Here is an 18,040-nt window from a genome sequence, read left to right on the forward strand (position 1 = left end):
CGTCAAGCCCGTCCGCACTCAGGTTCCGGCCGCCCGCCCTCCCTTATCCTTGTCTGGACAACTGTGCTGAGTGGAACCGGGGAGGACTGTGTGATGCTCCTCACCCTCGCGATCACGTTCGCCCTCGCGGTGGTCACGCCGTGGATCGTCGACCGCTTCGGCCCGAAGGTCTTCTACGCCCTCGCGCTCGTGCCGGCCGCCACCTTCGTGTCGACCGCGGCCTCGCTGCCGACGGTCCTCGCCGGCGGGGAGCTCCGCGAGGAGATCCCGTGGATCCCCTCCCTCGACATCTCCCTCTCGTTCCGGCTCGACGCGCTGTCGATCGTCCTCGCGCTCGTCGTCAGCGGCGTCGGCGCCCTCGTCCTCGCCTACTGCGGCAGCTACTTCAAGAGCGACGAGCCGTCTCTCGGCCGCTTCGCCGCCCTGCTCTTCGCCTTCGCGGGCGTGATGTACGGGCTGGTCACCGCCGACGACGTGATCATCCTCTTCGTCTTCTGGGAGGCCACGAGCGTCCTCTCCTACCTGCTGATCGGGCACTACAGCGGGCGCAAGGAGAGCCGTGGAGCCGGCCTCCAGGCGCTGCTGGTCACCACCCTCGGCGGCCTGGCGATGCTCGTCGGCGTGATCATCCTGATCGTCGAGTCCGGCACCTCGAGCCTCGCGGGCATCGTCGCCGCCGCGCCGTCCGGCCCGATCGTCTCGGTCGCCCTCGTCCTGGTGCTGCTCGGCGCCTTCTCCAAGTCGGCGCTCGTCCCCTTCCACTTCTGGCTGCCGGCCGCGATGGCCGCGCCGACCCCGGTCAGCGCCTACCTGCACGCCGCCGCGATGGTGAAGGCCGGCATCTACCTCGTCGCCCGTCTCGCTCCCGGCTTCGCGGACGACGCCGTCTGGCTGCCCGTGATCGTCAGCGTCGGCGTCTGGACGATGCTCGTCGGCGGCTGGCGCTCGCTCCGCCAGTACGACCTCAAGCTCGTCCTCGCCTACGGCACCGTGAGCCAGCTCGGCTTCCTGACCGTCGCGGTCGGCTTCGGCTCGCGCGACGCGGCGCTCGCCGGGCTCACCCTGCTGATCGGCCACGCGCTGTTCAAGGCGCTCCTGTTCCTCGCCGTCGGCATCGTCGACCACCGCGCCGGCACCCGCGACCTGCGCAAGCTCAGCGGTCTCGGCCGCCAGGCGCCGGTGCTCGCGGGCGCCGCGCTGCTCGGCGTGCTCTCGATGGCCGGCATCCCGCCGCTGCTCGGCTTCGTCGCCAAGGAGGCGGTCTTCACCAGCCTGCTGTCCGCGATCGAGCAGGGCTCGTTCTGGGCCTGGGTCGCGCTGATCGGACTCGTGCTCGGCTCGATCCTCACCGTCGCCTATTCGGCCCGCTTCTTCTGGGGCGCGTTCGCCCGCAAGAAGGGCCTCGAGGACACCCACCTCCACGCGGAGCCGTGGACCTTCACCGCACCCACCGTCGTCCTCGCCGTCGTGAGCGTCGTCGGCGGCATCGGCGCGTCCCTCCTCGACCCGCTGGTCGCGGTGTACGCGGACACGCTCCCCTACGGCGCCCCCGACGCCGACCCGCAGCTCGCCGCGGCGGCCGAGGAGTCCGACCACGGCGGCTACCACCTCGCGCTCTGGCACGGCTTCGAGCCGGCCCTCGCGCTCAGCGCCCTGGTCATCGCGATCGGCCTGCTGCTCTTCGCGAAGCGGATCGCGGTCGCGCGGATCCAGTCCCGGGTCCCGAACACGATCGACTCCGCCGAGGGCTACTGGGCGACCGTCCGCTGGCTCGACCGCGTCGCCAGCACGGTCACCGAGTTCGTCCAGCGCGGCTCGCTCCCCCGCTACCTGACGGTGATCTTCGCGGTCTTCGTCCTCGGCGTCGGCGGCGCCGCGGCGCTGAACCGCACCTGGCCCGGCGACCTCGTCTTCTGGGACTCGCCCGGCCAGCTCGCCGTCGCCGCCGTGATGATCCTCGCGGCGATCCTCTGCGCCGTCGCGCGCAACCGCGTCGCCGCCGTGCTGCTCGCCGGCGCCACCGGCTACGGGATGGTCGCCCTCTTCGCGATCCAGGGCGCCCCGGACCTCGCGCTCACCCAGGCGCTGATCGAGACGATCACGCTGGTCGTCTTCGTCCTCGTGCTGCGCCGCCTCCCCACCCGGATCGCGCAGAAGCACCAGCCGATGCGCAAGCGCCTGCGCGCGGTCATCGGCATCGCGGTCGGAGCGGTCATGGCCCTCGCCGCGACGATCGCCCTCGGCGCCCGCACCGCGACCCCGATCTCCGTCGACCTCCCCCGCCTCGCGTACGAGGAGGGCAAGGGCCGCAACATCGTCAACGTCCTGCTCGTCGACATCCGAGCCTGGGACACCATGGGCGAGATCTCCGTGCTCGTCGTGGTCGCCACCGGTGTCGCGAGCCTGATCTTCCTCTCCAGCCGGGCCGGCGGCGCCCCGCGTCTCGAGCACCCGACCGCCGCCGACCGCGAGGAGCGGGCGACCGACCTCACCGCGCCCTCGGCCGACGCGGAGAAGACCGGCGACCGCGGCTCCTGGCTGGTCGCCGGCCGGACGCTCCGCCCCGAGAACCGCTCGATCGTGCTCGAGGTGCTGGTGCGCCTGCTCTTCCACCCCGCGATGATCGTCTCGGTCTACCTGCTCTTCACCGGTCACAACACCCCGGGTGGAGGCTTCGCGGGCGGTCTGCTCGCCGGTCTCGCACTCGTCGCGCGCTACCTCGCCGGCGGCCGGTTCGAGCTCGGCGAGGCCGCGCCGATCGACGCGGGCAAGGTCCTCGGCCTCGGCCTGCTCTTCGCGGTCGGCACCGCCGTCTCCTCGCTCGCCTTCGGCCTCGAGGTGCTCGAGTCGAGCTGGCTCGACCTCTACCTTCCCGTCCTCGGCGAGCTGCACCTGGGCACCTCCACCCTCTTCGACATCGGCGTGTACCTGATCGTGATCGGCCTGACCCTCGACATCCTCCGCAGCCTCGGCGGCGAGGTCGACCGCCACGGCGAGGAGGCCGAGCAGGGCGACCCCTCGGGCGACGGCGTCACCCACTCGACCGACAGCACCCCCGGACCCGGCGCCGGCACGGTCGACGGCCTCGAGACCAAGCTGCCGACCGGGTCGACCGTCGTCGGCGGACCGGGCAGGGGGGACGAAGCATGAGCATCACCCTCGTCCTCGTCGTCGTGATGGCGGTGATGTACGCGGCGGGCGTCTACCAGATGCTCGAGCGCAGCCTCACCCGGATCCTGATCGGCTTCCTCCTGGTCGGCAACGCGACGAACATCCTGATCCTGCTGATGGCGGGCCGCTCGGGAGAGGCGCCGTTCGTCACCGATGACGGCCGCTCCTACGAGCAGATCGCCGAGGAGATGGCCGACCCGCTGCCGCAGGCGCTGATCCTGACGGCGATCGTGATCACCTTCGGAGTGTCCGCCTTCCTCCTCGCGATGATCTACCGGCGCTGGCGCCTCGCCAACGCCGACCAGGTCGAGGACGACGAGAACGACGCCTCCGTCCGCGCGGACGCGGCCGGCATCTCGGCCCAGACCACCGCCGACGACCGGGCCCTGGACGTGCTGCTCGAGTCCAGCGACGAGGGCACCGCCTCGAAGCACGCGGAGAGCGCCATGACCGACGACAGGAAGGAGGACCGATGAACGTGCTGATCCCCCTCGTCGTCACCCTCCCCCTGCTGGGAGCCGCCGTCGCGCTCGTGCTCGGCCGGCACCGCCGCGCGCAGATCACGGTCAACATCGTCACGCTGTCGACGGTGCTCGTGATCTCCTCCGTGCTGCTCGTCCTCGTCCTCACCGGCCAGGAGGGCGGCAGCGCCGTCTACGTGGGCGGCTGGGAGCCGCCGTGGGGCATCGTGCTGGTCGTCGATCCGCTCGCCGCCCTGATGCTCGTGATCACCTCGGTCACGCTGCTCGGCGTCCTGCTGTTCTCGGTCGGCCAGGGCCTGGTCGACGGCAACCGCGAGACGCCGGTCACGATCTTCCACCCGACCTATCTGATCCTCTCGGCGGGCATCCTCAACGCCTTCGTCGCGGGCGACCTCTTCAACCTCTACGTCGGCTTCGAGATCCTGCTCGCGGCGAGCTACGTGCTGATCACCCTCGGCGGCACCGCGCCGCGGATCCGGGCGGGCACGACCTACGTGGTCGTCAGCCTGGTCTCGAGCGTGTTCTTCCTCTCCGCGATCGGCCTGCTCTACGGCGCCACCGGCACCGTCAACATGGCGCAGCTGTCGATCCGGATCGCCGAGCTGCCCGCCGACGTCCAGCTGGTGCTGCACGTGGTGCTGCTGCTGGGCTTCGGGATCAAGGCCGCGGTCTTCCCGCTGTCGTTCTGGCTGCCCGACTCCTATCCCACCGCTCCGGCGCCGGTCACGGCCGTGTTCGCCGGCCTGCTCACCAAGGTCGGCGTCTACGCGCTGATCCGCACCGAGACGCTGCTCTTCCCGGGCGGCAGGCTCACCGAGGTGCTGATGGTGGTCGCGCTGCTGACGCTGATCGTCGGCATCCTCGGCGCCGTCGCGCAGGCGGACATCAAGCGGATGCTCTCCTTCACGCTGGTCTCGCACATCGGCTACATGGTCTTCGGCATCGCGATCGGCACGGAGGCGGGCTACGCCGCGACGATCTTCTACGTGATCCACCACATCACCGTGCAGACCACGCTCTTCCTCGCGACCGGGCTGATCGAGCGCGTCGGCGGCACCACGTCGATCCTCCGGCTCGGCGGGCTGCTGAAGGCCTCGCCGCTGCTGGCGCTTCTCTATTTCATCCCCGCGATGAACCTCGGCGGCATCCCGCCGTTCACCGGCTTCCTCGGCAAGGTCGGCCTCTTCGTCGCCGGCACCGAGTCGGCTGCGGACCAGCCCTCCTGGCTGATCTGGGCGGTCATCGCCGCGGGCGCCGTCACCTCGCTGCTCACCCTCTACGCCGTCGCCCGCGTCTGGAACATGGCGTTCTGGCGCCGCCAGGAGGAGGTGCCCGGCTACGAGTCCCCGCTGATCGACCAGCTGCAGGAGGACCCGCACGACACCGGCACCGTCCGCACGCGGCACTCGCCGCCGATGATGGTCCTCGCGACCGCCGGCATGGTCGTCTTCGGCGTGGGCCTGACGATCGCCGCCGGTCCGCTCTACGACGCCAGCGAGCGAGCCGCCGCCGCGGTCGCCGATCCCTCCACCTACATCGCCACCGTCTACCGCGACTCGTCCTTCGGAGAGGAGGGCCCCCGATGAGCCCCCGCCGCCGCGTCGACTTCTGGAACCGGTTCGCGATGTTCGTGACCCTGGTCGGCATCTGGGTGCTGCTCTGGGACGACGTCTCGGTGCTCTCGATCGTCTCGGGCTTCCTCGTCGCGCTGATCATCACCCGCGTCTTCTACCTGCCGCCGGTGGAGTTCTCGAACCGGGTGAACCCCTGGCACCTGCTGGTCTTCCTGCTGCGCCTCGCGCTCGACATCGCGGTCGCGTCCGTCCGCGTCTCGTACCAGATCCTCACCCTGCCGGTCCCGGTGCGCAACGCGATCGTCGCCGTGCACCTGCGCAGCCGCTCCGAGGGGATGCTGGTCTGGACCACCGAGGCCGTCTCGCTCGTGCCCGGCTCGCTCGTGATCGACGTCGACCCCCAGCTGAACGTCCTCTACCTGCACGTCCTCGGCGTCACCCACGACGAGGGCCACCGGATCGACGAGGTCCGCCGCACGGTCCTGCGCACCGAGGCGCGCATCGTCCGGGCGATCGGCTCGCGCGAGGACGTCGCCCGGGTCGGCGAGCCGCTGGGCGAGGACGCGGGGGTGCTCCGATGATCGACTGGCTCGTCTGGATCCTGGTGCCGATCTTCGGCGCGGCCGCCCTGCTCGCGCTCGTGCGCATCCTGATCGGCCCGTCGGTGCTGGACCGCGTGGTCGCCGCCGACGTGCTCGTGGCGACGATCCTCTGCGGCCTCGGCGCCGAGATGGCGATCAACCACCACGCGACGACGCTGCCGGTCGCGCTCGGGCTCGCGCTGTTCGCGGTCTTCGGCTCGATCAGCGTCGCCAAGTTCATGGCCAACCGCGAGGAGGACTGACATGGACGTCTTCTTCGACGTCGTCACCGCCGTGCTCGTCATCGTCGGCGGACTGCTCTCGCTGATCGCCGCGATCGGGCTGCTCCGCTTCGGCGATCTGCTCTCCCGGATGCACGCGGGCACGAAACCTCAGGTGCTCGGCATCATCTGCGTGATGCTCGCCGTCGCGATCCGGAACCCCGGCTTCGCCGCCGCGGGCACCGTCGTCCTCGTGATCGGCTTCCAGCTGCTGACCGTGCCGATCTCGGCGCACATGGTGGGTCGCGCGGCCTACCGGGCCGAGGCGGTCTCCACCGGCTACCTCGTCTCGGACGAGCTCGCCGACGCCGTCCAGCGCGCGGACGACGCCTCGCGTGCGACGGGCCCGGAGACGGCGCACGCCTCGGACGAGGCCGCCGAGCGCTCGAGCGCCCCGCAGCCCGAGGACGAGGACGGCCCGGCCGCGACGGCCTAGCCCCCGGTCATCGTGCGGAGCGCGAAGCCGCCGACGGCGAGCGTCACCGCGAACAGCCCGCCGACGAGCAGCACCAGCAGCGGCACCACCCAGAGCAGGGCCCTTCGGCGTCGGGTGCGGGCGGCTTCGGGGGTCTCTTCGCTCACCCGTCGACCCTAGGCCAGACGGGCGCCCCGCCGGGCCGGCCTGCTCCGGGCCGCCCGCTACCCTTGATGCCATGACCCTGGACTCCGCTCTCTCCGGCGCGCCCGAGAACTCCTCCGCGCCCGAGAACTCCCCCGTCTCGTTCCCGGAGGCGGCCGACCGGCCCGGCGCGGAGTGGTGGCGCACCGCGGTCATCTACCAGATCTACCCGCGCTCCTTCGCAGACGCCGACGGCGACGGCATCGGCGACCTCCCCGGCATCACCTCGCGGCTCGACAGCCTCGCCGAGCTCGGCATCGACGCGATCTGGCTCTCCCCCTTCATGACCTCGCCGCAGAAGGACGCCGGCTACGACGTCGCCGACTACTGCGACGTCGACCCGCTGTTCGGCTCGCTGGCCGACTTCGACGCGATGCTCGCCCGCGCCCACGCTCTCGGGATCCGCGTGATCGTCGACCTCGTCCCCAACCACTCCTCGAGCGCGCACCGCTGGTTCCAGGCCGCGCTGGCCGCTCCCGCCGGCAGTGACGAGCGCGCCCGCTACCTCTTCCGCGACGGCCGCGGCGCCTCGGGCGAGCTGCCGCCGAACAACTGGGAGTCGGTCTTCGGCGGCCCCGCCTGGACGCGCGTCACCGAGCCCGACGGCGCGCCCGGCCAGTGGTACCTGCACCTCTTCGACACCTCGCAGCCCGACTTCGACTGGACGGACAACTGGGTGCGCGAGCGCTTCCGCGAGGTCCTGCGCTTCTGGCTCGACCGCGGCGTCGACGGCTTCCGCGTCGACGTGGCGCACGGGATGATCAAGGCCGAGGGCCTGCCCGACTACACCCCGCCCGCCGACAGCGGCTCGATGGGCGGCGTGGCGCCGGGCGACGACGCCGAGCCCGTCACCGCTCCCTACTGGGCGCAGGACGGCGTGCACGAGATCTACCGCGACTGGCACGCGCTGCTCGCCGAGTACCCGGCCGACCGCGTGCTCTGCGCGGAGGCGTGGGTGCAGCCGCTCTCGAAGCTCGCCCGCTGGGTGCGCCCCGACGAGATGCATCAGGCCTTCAACTTCGCCTACCTCGAGACGCCGTGGGCCGGGCCCGCGCTGCGCGACATCATCGACTCCTCGCTGAGCTCGTTCGCCGCGGTCGGCGCGCCCTCGACCTGGGTGCTCTCGAACCACGACGTCGTGCGCCACGCGAGCCGCCTGGCCCTGACCGCCGACAACCCGCAGGGCTACGGCATCGGCCCGCGCACGCCCGGCCTGCCCGACCCGGTGCTCGGCCTCCGCCGCGCGCGGGCCGCGACGGCGCTGATGCTCGCGCTGCCCGGCTCCGCCTACGTCTACCAGGGCGAGGAGCTCGGCCTGCCCGAGGCGATCGACCTGCCCGACGCGGCACGTCAGGACCCGACCTGGTTCCGCACGAACGGCGAGCGCTACGGCCGCGACGGCTGCCGGGTGCCGCTGCCCTGGGAGGCGGAGGCGCCCGCGTACGGCTTCAACGACTCCGGCGACTCCTGGCTCCCCCAGCCGGGCGACTGGGCGCCGTTCGCGCGCGACCGCCAGGTCGGCGTCGAGGGGTCGACGCTCGAGCTCTACCGGGCGCTGCTCGCGGTGCGCCGCGCGGAGGACCTCGGCTCGGGCGCGATCGAGTGGCTCGAGGGCTACCCGGAGGAGGTCGTGGCGTTCCGCAACGGCGACCTCACCGTGATCGCCAACACCGGCTCGTCGCTGGTGGAGCTCCCGGTCGGCACGGTCGTGCTCTCCTCGGAGGAGCTGCACGAGCCGGCCCTGCCGGGCGACACGACGGTCTGGCTGCGCGAGGGCTGACGTCCGGCTCCAGGGTTCGATCTGCAGGCGATCGGCCGCCGCGGGCTGCGCTCCTGCGGCGGAACGGGCGCTCGGGCGTGGATCGCCTGCAGATCGAACGGGAGCAGGCGGGCGGGAGGCGGCTCAGCGCCCGGCGTTCGCCTTCAGCCAGAGGTAGGAGTCGACCTTGGTCACGCCGTCGAGGCGGATCTCGAAGTGCAGGTGCGGCCCGGTCGACATGCCGGTCGTGCCGACGAGGCCGAGCAGCTGGCCGACCTTGACCGGGTCGCCCTCGTTGACCGCCGCGGTGCCGTGCTGCATGTGCGCGTAGACGCTCGAGACGAGCTGGCCGTCGATCTCGTGGTCGACGATGACGTGCACGCCCAGCGAGCCCTCGCCGTCGATCACGGTGCGGACCACGCCGTCGGCGATCGCCTGGATCGGCGAGCCGTTCCCCGGGTTGAAGTCGGTCCCGCCGTGGTTGACCGAGCAGCCCGCGCAGTTGCGGTAGCCGAAGCGGTCGCCCACCGGCACGCCGACCGCGAAGGGCCACTGGATCGAGGCGTTCGGGTCGTTGGTGAAGCCCGCGTCGGAGGTGCGGCCGATGGCGGCGATGTCCGTCTGGGTCTTGCGCTCCTGCACGCCGAAGCCGTCGCGGGCGACGGTCTCCGCGCTGACCTCGCCGGTCGTGAACGACTGCGCGCCGCGGTCGACGGTGCCGCCGGGCGCGACGACGAGGTTCTGCGCCTGCACGTCCTCGGCGGTGAGGAGCGACGTGGCCGGCAGCGAGGTCGCGGCCACCATCGCGGCGACGAACGAGAGCGCGACGAGCCCGCCGATGCGGCGGCTCGAGCGCACCGGCCGCAGCGGCGCGACCCGGGGAGCCGAGACGGGCGAGGGCGGCGTGGAGCGGACGGAGGCGACGCGGAGCTCGGCGTCGCGCAGGTCGGCCGCACCGACGGCCACTCCCTCGGCCTGCGCATCGGCGGCGAGGGCCTGGGCGCGCTCGCGCTCACGCAGCTCGCGACGGGTGAGGGGTGGGAGGGATTCGCCGGGGGTCGATGCGGAGGCAGCGGGCAAAGGCGAATCGGGGCTCACGAAATCCGGATCTTCCGTCGGGGGCAGGGGACGAGGGGCGCTCCGCCAGGGAGTCGAAGCGCTTCTCGGGGATCCGCGACCGCATCCTGTGCGAATGTCACGAATTCATAAAGGATAACCACGGACTCCCGATCCGGCCAGAGCGGGTCGCCTCGAGGCCGGATCCTCGTCGTCCGGTCCGCGCGCGGCGCTCGGATCCTGCGCGATCATGCGCGCGCATGCACCGACTCCGCGCGGAGTCGGCTCCGCTCACACCTCGTCGGCCCGCAGCCGGCGCAGAAGGGCTTCGAGCTCGCTGAAGATCGGCTCGGGGGCCGCGATCAGCAGGCCGTTGCCCGCGGGCCGGCCGTCGAAGCCGGCGACGACGGCTCCCGCCTCCTCCGCGACGAGGGCGCCGGCCGCGAGATCCCAGGGGTTCAGCCCGCGCTCGTAGTAGGCGTTCAGCGACCCGGAGGCGACCGAGCAGAGGTCGAGCGCCGCCGAGCCGATGCGGCGGATGTCGCGGACCGAGCCGAGCAGCTCCTGGACCACGGCGCCCTGCCGCATCCGGCGCGCGGCGTCGTAGCCGAAGCCCGTGCCGACCAGCGCCAGCGAGAGCGAGGCGGGCGGAGTGACGTGCAGCGCGACCCCGTCCCGCTCGGCCCCGCCACCCCGGCTCGCGGTGTAGACCTCGCCCGTCGCGCCGTTCACCACCGCTCCGGCGAGCGCCGTCCAGGTCTCGGGCTCCGGCTCGCCCTCGACCACGGCGATGCTGACCGCGTAGGAGGGGATGCCGTAGAGGTAGTTGACCGTGCCGTCGATGGGATCGACGACCCAGGTGAGTCCGCTCGTCCCGCCGCCCGCGCCCGACTCCTCGCCGAGGAAGCCGTCGTCCGGCCGGGCCTCGCTTAGGCGGCGGCGGATCAGCTGCTCGACCTCGCGGTCGGCCGCCGTCACCACGTCCTCCGGCGACGACTTCGACGCGGCGATCTCGACCCCGTCCTGGCGGCGCTGCCGCGCGAGGTGCGCCGCCTCGACGGCGATCGAGCGGGCGATGGCGAGGAGGGAGGCGTGGGCGCTCATGCGTCCAGCCTAGGGACCGGGCGGTCAGACGGGGCAGACGGCGACCGGGCCCGCGGAGGATCATGGGGGCATGAGCGCCGCCGTGACCCTTCAGCCCCCGATCGCCGTGACCGGAGCCACCGGGGCGGTGGGCGGCCGCGTCGCGCGTCTGCTCGCCGAGGCCGGCCTCCCCCTCCGCCTCCTCGCCCGCGACCCCGCCCGAGCGCCCGAGCTGCCGGGGGCGACGGCGGTCCGCTCCTCCTTCACCGATCCGGGCGACGCGCTCGACGGCGTCCGCCTGCTGCTGATGGTGTCGGCGGCCGAGAACGAGGACCGGCTCGCCGAGCACCTCTCGATGGTCGCGGCCGCCGCCGCCGCGGGCGTCGAGCACGTCGTCTACACGTCCTTCGCCGGCGCCTCCCCCACCGCGACCTTCACGCTCGCGCGCGACCACGCCGCGACGGAGGAGGCGATCCGCGCGTCCGGCATGGCCTGGACGTTCCTCCGCGACAACCTCTACCTCGACTTCGTCCCCGCGATGCTCGGCGACGACGGCGCGATCCGCGGCCCGGCCGGGAGCGGGCGCGCCGCGATCGTGGCCCGCGAGGACGTCGCCCGTGCCGCCGCCGCGATCCTGCGCGCCCCGGAGGAGCACCGCGGCGCGACCTACGAGCTGACCGGCCCCGAGGCCCTCACCTTCGACGAGATCGCCGCGGTCCTCACCGCCGCCGGCCGCCCCGCGGTCTTCGTCGACGAGACCCTCGAGGAGGCGCGTGCCTCCCGCCGCCGCTGGAACGCCCCCGACTGGCAGCTCGACGCCTGGATCAGCACCTACACCGCCGTCGCCGCCGGCGAGATGCAGCACGTCTCCGGCGACGTCGAGCGCCTGACGGGCCGCGCCCCGCTCTCCCTCGCGCAGTTCCTCGCGGCGTCGCGACCAGCACGCGGGCAGGGCGCTTCATCGGCCGCGCAGTGATCGGCCGCGCAGCGGACGGCCCTTCCCATGCTGGTCGAGTAGCGCCACAGGCGCGTATCGAGACCTGCCGTCATCAGCAGGGCGGATCTGCAGACTCATCCTGCTGACGTGGGTGGATCTCGATACGCCCGCTGCGCGGGCTGCTCGATCAGCATGAAGGGCGCCTGCCTGCACATGCTGGTCGAGTAGCCGCGGCACGCGGCGTATCGAGACCTCCGTGATCAGCACGGCGGGTCTGCAGACTCGACTGCGGACGCAGGTGGATCTCGATACGCCCGCTGCGCGGGCTCCTCGATCAGCATGAGCACTGAGCGCCGCGGCGGACGAGCAGCAGTCGACCGCGCGGCGGACGGCCCTCCTCGTGCTGGTCGAGCAGCGCCGCAGGCGCGTATCGAGACCCACGCGCGCGAAGGACCGGGAGACGGAGGAAGCCCCGCTCGCCGCCTCGGGAGGCTGGTGCGGGGCTTCGATCGTGCAGTCGTTCGGTCTCGATGCTGTGGCGAGTGAGGGATTCGAACCCCCGAAGGCTACGCCGTCTGATTTACAGTCAGATCCCTTTGGCCGCTAGGGTAACTCGCCGTCGCGCACCCGACCGGGAGTCGTGCTCTCGACCGAAGGCGCTGGACAAGGATACCCACGCGCTCCCCGGATCGGAAATCGGCGTCAGCCCGCCGCCGCCGCGTACCGGGAGGCCGCCTCGGCGACCTTGCCCGCGTAGCTCGTCGCCGGGTTGTAGGCCGCGATCGCGTCGCGCCAGCCGGACTGCGTGGTGAGGTCGCCGCCCGCCTGGCAGAGGTACCGCGCGGCCGTGACCGCCTGCTGGTCGACGTTCTGCGGGTCCCAGCCGGTCGACGCCCAGCGCATCCAGGTGGCGGGGATGATCTGCAGCGGCCCCATCGCGCGGTCGGTCTCCGGATCGCCGTCGAGCGCGCCGCCGTCGTTGTCCTCGACGCGGTCGAACTGCGTGCCGTCCAGCGAGGGGCCGTAGATGGGCTCGGTCGGTCGCCCGTCCTCACCCAGCTCGCCGCCGAAGATCGTTCCGTGCCGGCTCTCGACGTAGCCGATGCCGGCGAGCGTCGCCCAGTCGAGCCCGCAGCCGGGGTCGACCGAGGAGGTCAGCAGCGCCGCGCCCGCGTAGGCGGTGAGCGCCCGCACCGGGATCCCGCTGCCCTCGGCGGTGCCGGCGAGCCAGTCGCCGCTCGTGAGCCGCCGGACGGGCGTCGCCGCCGTCTCGTCCGGATCCTCGAGCAGTGCCGGGTCGGCTGCGGCGGGCGCGGCGGCGGCCGGCGGCACGGTCACCAGTCCGTCCTCGTACTCCACCGCGGGCTCCGCGGGACGGGTGCAGCCGACGAGCACGAGGCCGACGAGCGGCAGGATCAGCAGGGCGGGGAGGCGGCGCACGGTCCCTTCGTACCAGGCGCGCCTCCGGATCCGCCCCGCCGGGGCGCGAAAGCTAAGCTCGAAGGCATGGCAGATTCAACGTTCGACGTCGTCAGCAAGGTCGACAAGATGGAGGCGGACAACGCCCTCAACCAGGCCCACAAGGAGGTCGAGCAGCGCTACGACTTCAAGAACGTCGGCGCCTCGATCGCCTGGAGCGGCGAGAAGATCCTGATCAAGGCGAACACCGAGGAGCGGGCGAACGCCATCCTCGACGTCTTCCAGACCAAGCTGATCAAGCGCGGCATCAGCCTCAAGAGCCTCGACTCGGGCGAGCCCTTCGCCTCGGGCAAGGAGTACCGGATCGAGTCCACGCTCAAGGACGGCATCGACCAGGAGCAGGCGAAGAAGATCAACAAGCTGATCCGCGACGAGGCGCCCAAGTCGGTCAAGTCGCAGATCCAGGGCGACGAGCTGCGCGTCTCGTCGAAGAGCCGCGACGACCTCCAGGCGACGATGGCGCTGCTGCGCGGGGCCGACCTCGACCTCGACCTCCAGTTCGTCAACTTCCGCTGAGGGATGTCGCACTCCGAGAGCACGCCGACCCGCCCCGGCATCGACGCCCCCGACGCGCGGGGCCGCACCGGCCTCGACCGCGAGGGCCACGACCTCACCGGCAACCCCGACGTCGTCGTGAAGTCGGTGACCCTCCTCTCCAGCCACTGGTACGTCCTGCGCACCACCGAGTTCGAGTACCGCCACCGCGACGGCCGCTGGACCACCGAGCACCGCGAGACCTACGACCGCGGCAACGGCGCGGCCGTGCTGCTCTACGATCTCGAGGCGCGTTCCGTCGTGCTGGTACGCCAGTTCCGCTACCCCACCTATGTCAACGGCAACCTCGACGGCATGCTGCTCGAGGTGCCGGCGGGGCTCCTCGACGAGGACGGTCCGGAGGAGGGCGCGCGCCGCGAGGCGTCGGAGGAGACCGGCCTCGAGGTCGGCCGGCTCGAGCACGTCTTCGACGCGTTCATGAGCCCCGGCTCGATCACCGAGATGCTGCACTTCTACGCCGGGCCCTACCGCGCCGGCTCGAGCGACGGCGTCTACGCCGGACTCGCCGACGAGGGCGAGGACACCGAGCTGGTCGAGCTGTCCTTCGACGAGGCGCTCGCGCAGATCGGCGTCCAGATCATCGACGCGAAGACGATCATGCTGCTGCAGTGGGCGGCTCTGAGCGGCCCGTTCTCGCGCTGACGCCGGGCGCACCAGCAGAGGCTCTCCGGAGGCCGTCCCGTCAGGCCGTGTAGGCCCGCAGCGCGTCGCCGGTGCGTGTCTGCGCGCCGGCGACGAGGTCCGCCGGCGTCCCCTCGAACACGATGGTCCCGCCGTCGTGCCCCGCGCCGGGGCCGACGTCGATGATCCAGTCGGCGTGCGCCATCAGCGCCTGGTGGTGCTCGATCACGATCACCGTCGAGCCGGAGTCGACGAGGCGGTCCAGCAGGCCGAGCAGGTTGTCGACGTCGGCGAGGTGCAGGCCCGTCGTCGGCTCGTCGAGGAGGTAGACCGAGCCCTTCGAGGCCATGTTGATCGCGAGCTTCAACCGCTGCCTCTCGCCGCCGGACAGCGTGTTCAGCGGCTGGCCGAGGGTGAGGTAGCCGAGCCCGACGTCGACGAGGCGGGCCAGGATCGTGTGCGCCGGCCCGGATCCGAAGAACGCCGCCGCGTCGACGATCGGCATCGAGAGCACCTCGTGGATGTTCCTCCCGCGGAGCCGGTACTCGAGCACCTCGGCGGTGAACCGCTTGCCCTCGCACTCCTCGCAGACCGACGAGACGGTCGCCGCCGGGCCGAGCTCGGTGAAGATCAGCCCGGCGCCCTTGCAGACCGGGCAGGCACCCGCGGAGTTGGCGCTGAACAGGGCGGCCTTGACGCCGTTCTCCTTCGCGAAGGCGGTCCTGATCGCATCGAGCACGCCGGTGTAGGTGGCGGGGTTGCTGCGCCGCGAGCCGCGGATCGGCGACTGGTCGGCGACGATCACCCCCGGCCGCTCGGCCAGCGAGCCGTGGATGAGCGAGGACTTGCCCGAGCCGGCGACGCCCGTGACGACGGTCAGCACGCCGAGCGGGACGTCGACGTCGACCCCGCGCAGGTTGTGCATCGAGGCGCCGCGGATCTCGGCGACCCCCGTGCGCCGCCGCACCTCGCTCTTGAGCGGCACCCGGTGGTCGAGGTGGCGGCCGGTGAGGGTGTCGGACTCGCGCAGCGCCGCGACCGACCCCTCGAAGCGGATCTCGCCGCCGTGCGAGCCCGCCCGCGGACCGAGGTCGATGACGTGGTCGGCGACCGCGATGATCTCCGGCTTGTGCTCGACGACGAGCACGGTGTTGCCCTTGTCGCGGAGCCGCCGCAGCAGCTCGATCACCCGCGAGACGTCGTGGGGATGGAGCCCCGCCGTCGGCTCGTCGAAGACGTAGGTGATGTCGGTGAGGCTCGACCCGAGGTGCCGCACCATCTTCACCCGCTGAGCTTCGCCGCCGGAGAGCGTGCCCGACTCGCGGTCGAGCGAGAGGTAGCCGAGCCCGACCTGCACCAGCGAGTCAAGCGTGCCCAGCAGCGCCTCGACGATCGGGGCGACGGAGGGGTCGCGCACGCCGCGCAGCCACTCCGCGAGATCGGTCGCCTGCATCGACGAGCACTCGGCGATGTTCCGGCCGCCGATCAGCGAGGAGAGCGCCGCGCGGGTGAGCCGGGCTCCCCCGCATTCCGGGCAGGCGCCGAAGGTGGCCACCCGCTCGGCGAAGGCGCGGATGTGCGCCTGCGCGGCCTCCTTCGCGAGGTAGAGGCGCGTGACCTTCACCACCAGGCCCTCGTAGGTCATGTTGATGCCGGCGATCGGCATCTTGGTGGCCGGCTTGTAGAGGAAGTCGTCGAGCTGCTCGGGGGTGAACTCGGCGATCGGCACGTCCGCGGGATAGAGCCCCGATTCGGCGAGGCTCTTCCAGTACCAGCCGCCGACGACGAAGTTCGGGATCGCGTCGAGCGCACCGCCCTCGAGCGACTTCGAGCGGTCGAGCAGCGCGTCGAGGTCGATGTCCGAGACTCGGCCGGTGCCCTCGCAGCGCGGGCACATGCCCTCGGGCAGGTTGAACGAGAAGGCGCCGCTGGTCCCCACGTGCGGATCGCCGATCCGACTGAAGAGGATGCGGAGCATCGTGTAGGCGTCGGTCGCCGTGCCGACGGTCGAGCGGCCGTTCGCCCCCATCCGCTCCTGGTCGACGACGATCGTCGCCGACAGCCCGTCGAGCGACTCGACGTCCGGCCGGGCCGGCGAGCCCATGAACTGCTGCAGGAAGGCGGAGTAGGTCTCGTTGATCAGCCGCTGCGACTCGGCCGCGATCGTCCCGAACACGAGGGAGGACTTGCCGGAGCCCGAGACACCCGTGAAGACGGTGATCCGCCGCTTCGGGATGTCGACGTCGACCCCGCGCAGGTTGTTCTGGCGGGCGCCGCGCACCCGGATCACGTCGTGCGGGCCCGCGTCGCGCGGCCCCGCCTCTCCGAGGGTCGAGGGGGTCATGCGGTCTCCGTCCGTCAGCGGTGCCCGAATCCTAGGGGAGCCCTCCGACATCCGGGAGACGCCGAAGGGCCCCCGGATCGCTCCGAGGGCCCTTCCGACGGACGCGCCTCAGCTCGAGACGGTCTCGCCGCGCGAGATCGATATCATGTCCTCGCGCGGGACGACCTTGACGCGGACGCGGCCCTGCGGAGCGCCGAGCGCCTGCTCGTGCTCGTCGAGGCGGTGCCAGCCGTCGAGGTCGGTGTAGGCGACGCCGCGCTCCTCGAGCAGGGCGACGACCGCCGACTCCTCGGGGTGAGCCGGGGTCCACCAGGACGCCTGGTCGTTGAGCACGTGCCCGACGGTCTCCATCGCATCCGACTTGGTGTGGCCGATGAGGCCGACCGGTCCGCGCTTGATCCAGCCCGTGGCGTAGACGCCGTGCACCGGCTCGTCGTGGTCGTCGAGCACCTGGCCCTCGCGGTTCGGGATCACACCGCGCATCTCGTCGAACGGCAGGCCGTCCAGCGGGGAGCCGAAGTAGCCGACGGCGCGGTAGACGGCCTGGACAGCGATCTCGCGGATCTCGCCGGTGCCGCGGGTGCCGCCCTCGCCGTCCGGCTCGGTGCGCTCGTAGCGGATGGCCGACACGCGGCCGGTGCCGTCGTCGACGAGCTCGAGCGGCTTGGCCCAGAAGTGCAGGTGCAGGCGGCGCGAGGCCGAGCCGACCTCGCGGGTGCGCCACTGGTTCAGCACCCGGTTGATCACCATGACCTGCTTGTTGGTGTCGATGGCCGCCTGCGAGGCGGGGTCGAGCACGAAGTCCTCGTCGGCGACGATCATGTCGACGTCGCGCAGCTCGCCGAGCTCGCGCAGCTCGAGCGGGGTGAACTTGACCTGCGCCGGGCCGCGGCGGCCGAAGACGTGCACGTCGGTGACGGGCGAGGCGGCCAGCGCGTCGTAGACGTTCGGCGGCACCTCGGTGGGCAGGAGGTCCTCGGCGTGCTTGGCGAGCATCCGCGAGACGTCGAGCGCCACGTTGCCGTTGCCGATGACGGCGACGGAGGAGGCCTCGAGCGGCCAGGTGCGCGGCACGTCGGGGTGGCCGTCGAACCAGCTGACGAAGTCGGCGGCGCCGTACGAGCCCTCGAGCTCGACGCCGGGGACGTCGAGCGGGGCGTCGCGGATCGCCCCGGTCGAGAAGATGACCGCGTTGTAGTGCCGCTTGAGGTCCTCGAGCGTGATGTCGGTGCCGAAGTGCACGTTGCCGAAGATCCGGATGTCGCCGCGGTCGAGCACCTCGCGGAGCGCCGTGATGATGCCCTTGATCCGCGGGTGGTCCGGTGCGACGCCGTAGCGGACGAGGCCGTAGGGCGCCGGCAGGTGCTCGAACAGATCGATCGAGACGTCGTACTTCTTCTCGGCCTTGATCATGAGGTCGGCGGCGTAGATGCCCGCGGGACCCGCGCCGACGATGGCCAGCCTGAGCTTGGTCATTGCATTCCTCCTGCCGGGGCGC

Annotated in this window: 16 protein-coding genes and 1 tRNA gene; 10 read left to right on the forward strand and 7 right to left on the reverse strand. The window is 72.0% G+C overall.

All coding sequences use genetic code 11. From position 1 onward, the window contains the following. The first annotated feature begins 93 nt into the window (after positions 1-93). Genes GTU73_RS15915 through mnhG form a run of 6 tightly spaced genes read left to right on the forward strand, consistent with a single transcriptional unit; the run spans position 94 to position 6,525 of the window. Positions 94-3,150, forward strand: coding sequence for a Na+/H+ antiporter subunit A (locus GTU73_RS15915; protein ID WP_160090640.1), 3,057 nt, complete (start codon positions 94-96; stop codon positions 3,148-3,150). Beyond that, the gene (locus tag GTU73_RS15920; RefSeq protein ID WP_160090641.1) at positions 3,147-3,647 is read left to right on the forward strand and encodes a Na(+)/H(+) antiporter subunit C; all 501 of its coding nucleotides are present in this window, start codon (positions 3,147-3,149) and stop codon (positions 3,645-3,647) included. The genes GTU73_RS15915 and GTU73_RS15920 overlap by 4 nt, the downstream gene beginning before the upstream one ends. Beyond that, positions 3,644-5,239, forward strand: a complete 1,596-nt coding sequence (locus tag GTU73_RS15925) for a Na+/H+ antiporter subunit D (RefSeq protein WP_160090642.1) — start codon at positions 3,644-3,646, stop codon at positions 5,237-5,239. The genes GTU73_RS15920 and GTU73_RS15925 overlap by 4 nt, the downstream gene beginning before the upstream one ends. Next, entirely contained in the window at positions 5,236-5,808 is a 573-nt protein-coding gene (locus GTU73_RS15930) for a Na+/H+ antiporter subunit E (protein WP_160090643.1), read from the forward strand. Before GTU73_RS15925 ends, GTU73_RS15930 begins: the two co-directional genes overlap by 4 nt. Continuing rightward, a complete protein-coding gene (locus tag GTU73_RS15935) occupies positions 5,805-6,071 on the forward strand; it encodes a monovalent cation/H+ antiporter complex subunit F (RefSeq protein ID WP_160090644.1) in 267 nt (88 codons plus the stop codon). Before GTU73_RS15930 ends, GTU73_RS15935 begins: the two co-directional genes overlap by 4 nt. 1 nt (position 6,072) lies before the next feature. Then, positions 6,073-6,525 (forward strand): monovalent cation/H(+) antiporter subunit G, encoded by a 453-nt coding sequence (mnhG, locus tag GTU73_RS15940; protein ID WP_160090645.1) that lies wholly within the window; start codon positions 6,073-6,075, stop codon positions 6,523-6,525. Here mnhG and GTU73_RS15945 read toward each other — a convergent pair. After that, complete coding sequence (locus GTU73_RS15945; RefSeq protein WP_160090646.1) at positions 6,522-6,671, reverse strand: hypothetical protein; 150 nt, start codon at positions 6,669-6,671, stop codon at positions 6,522-6,524. The two genes, mnhG and GTU73_RS15945, sit on opposite strands and share 4 nt — an antisense overlap. A gap of 71 nt (positions 6,672-6,742) precedes the next feature. Between GTU73_RS15945 and GTU73_RS15950 the strand changes: the two genes are divergently transcribed. Next, entirely contained in the window at positions 6,743-8,488 is a 1,746-nt protein-coding gene (locus GTU73_RS15950) for a glycoside hydrolase family 13 protein (RefSeq protein ID WP_160090647.1), read from the forward strand. Between the two features lie 123 nt (positions 8,489-8,611). Here GTU73_RS15950 and GTU73_RS15955 read toward each other — a convergent pair whose 3' ends face one another. Next, a complete protein-coding gene (locus tag GTU73_RS15955) occupies positions 8,612-9,547 on the reverse strand; it encodes a M23 family metallopeptidase (protein ID WP_160090648.1) in 936 nt (311 codons plus the stop codon). A gap of 267 nt (positions 9,548-9,814) precedes the next feature. Next, entirely contained in the window at positions 9,815-10,627 is an 813-nt protein-coding gene (locus GTU73_RS15960) for an inositol monophosphatase family protein (RefSeq protein WP_160090650.1), read from the reverse strand. Positions 10,628-10,697: 70 nt separating this feature from the next. Between GTU73_RS15960 and GTU73_RS15965 the strand changes: the two genes are divergently transcribed. Then, on the forward strand, positions 10,698-11,582 hold the full coding sequence (locus GTU73_RS15965; RefSeq protein WP_160090651.1) for an SDR family oxidoreductase: 885 nt from the start codon (positions 10,698-10,700) through the stop codon (positions 11,580-11,582). Between the two features lie 497 nt (positions 11,583-12,079). Here GTU73_RS15965 and GTU73_RS15970 read toward each other — a convergent pair. Beyond that, positions 12,080-12,161 (reverse strand) — tRNA-Tyr (locus GTU73_RS15970). A gap of 84 nt (positions 12,162-12,245) precedes the next feature. Then, complete coding sequence (locus tag GTU73_RS15975; protein ID WP_160090653.1) at positions 12,246-12,983, reverse strand: hypothetical protein; 738 nt, start codon at positions 12,981-12,983, stop codon at positions 12,246-12,248. A 66-nt stretch (positions 12,984-13,049) separates the two neighbouring features. Between GTU73_RS15975 and GTU73_RS15980 the strand changes: the two genes are divergently transcribed. Next, the gene (locus GTU73_RS15980) at positions 13,050-13,538 is read left to right on the forward strand and encodes a YajQ family cyclic di-GMP-binding protein (RefSeq protein WP_123447856.1); all 489 of its coding nucleotides are present in this window, start codon (positions 13,050-13,052) and stop codon (positions 13,536-13,538) included. Positions 13,539-13,541: 3 nt separating this feature from the next. Further along, the gene (locus tag GTU73_RS15985) at positions 13,542-14,219 is read left to right on the forward strand and encodes an NUDIX domain-containing protein (protein ID WP_160090654.1); all 678 of its coding nucleotides are present in this window, start codon (positions 13,542-13,544) and stop codon (positions 14,217-14,219) included. 40 nt (positions 14,220-14,259) lie between these two features. Here GTU73_RS15985 and GTU73_RS15990 read toward each other — a convergent pair whose 3' ends face one another. Further along, on the reverse strand, positions 14,260-16,542 hold the full coding sequence (locus tag GTU73_RS15990; protein WP_160090655.1) for an excinuclease ABC subunit UvrA: 2,283 nt from the start codon (positions 16,540-16,542) through the stop codon (positions 14,260-14,262). A gap of 108 nt (positions 16,543-16,650) precedes the next feature. Next, positions 16,651-18,018 (reverse strand): FAD-dependent oxidoreductase, encoded by a 1,368-nt coding sequence (locus tag GTU73_RS15995; RefSeq protein WP_160090656.1) that lies wholly within the window; start codon positions 18,016-18,018, stop codon positions 16,651-16,653. Between the last annotated feature and the right edge of the window lie 22 nt (positions 18,019-18,040).

The organism is Rathayibacter sp. VKM Ac-2804, assembly GCF_009866655.1.
In the GTDB taxonomy this organism is placed as follows: Bacteria; Actinomycetota; Actinomycetes; order Actinomycetales; family Microbacteriaceae; genus Rathayibacter.

Coding starts and splice junctions, on each gene's coding strand:
- GTU73_RS15925 (WP_160090642.1), top strand. CDS start 3,644: ATGAACGTGCTGATCCCCCTCGTCGTCACCCTCCCCCTGCTGGGAGCC.
- GTU73_RS15965 (WP_160090651.1), top strand. CDS start 10,698: ATGAGCGCCGCCGTGACCCTTCAGCCCCCGATCGCCGTGACCGGAGCC.
- mnhG (WP_160090645.1), top strand. CDS start 6,073: ATGGACGTCTTCTTCGACGTCGTCACCGCCGTGCTCGTCATCGTCGGC.
- GTU73_RS15950 (WP_160090647.1), top strand. CDS start 6,743: ATGACCCTGGACTCCGCTCTCTCCGGCGCGCCCGAGAACTCCTCCGCG.
- GTU73_RS15985 (WP_160090654.1), top strand. CDS start 13,542: ATGTCGCACTCCGAGAGCACGCCGACCCGCCCCGGCATCGACGCCCCC.
- GTU73_RS15960 (WP_160090650.1), bottom strand. CDS start 10,627: ATGAGCGCCCACGCCTCCCTCCTCGCCATCGCCCGCTCGATCGCCGTC.
- GTU73_RS15995 (WP_160090656.1), bottom strand. CDS start 18,018: ATGACCAAGCTCAGGCTGGCCATCGTCGGCGCGGGTCCCGCGGGCATC.
- GTU73_RS15935 (WP_160090644.1), top strand. CDS start 5,805: ATGATCGACTGGCTCGTCTGGATCCTGGTGCCGATCTTCGGCGCGGCC.
- GTU73_RS15990 (WP_160090655.1), bottom strand. CDS start 16,542: ATGACCCCCTCGACCCTCGGAGAGGCGGGGCCGCGCGACGCGGGCCCG.
- GTU73_RS15920 (WP_160090641.1), top strand. CDS start 3,147: ATGAGCATCACCCTCGTCCTCGTCGTCGTGATGGCGGTGATGTACGCG.
- GTU73_RS15980 (WP_123447856.1), top strand. CDS start 13,050: ATGGCAGATTCAACGTTCGACGTCGTCAGCAAGGTCGACAAGATGGAG.
- GTU73_RS15930 (WP_160090643.1), top strand. CDS start 5,236: ATGAGCCCCCGCCGCCGCGTCGACTTCTGGAACCGGTTCGCGATGTTC.
- GTU73_RS15915 (WP_160090640.1), top strand. CDS start 94: ATGCTCCTCACCCTCGCGATCACGTTCGCCCTCGCGGTGGTCACGCCG.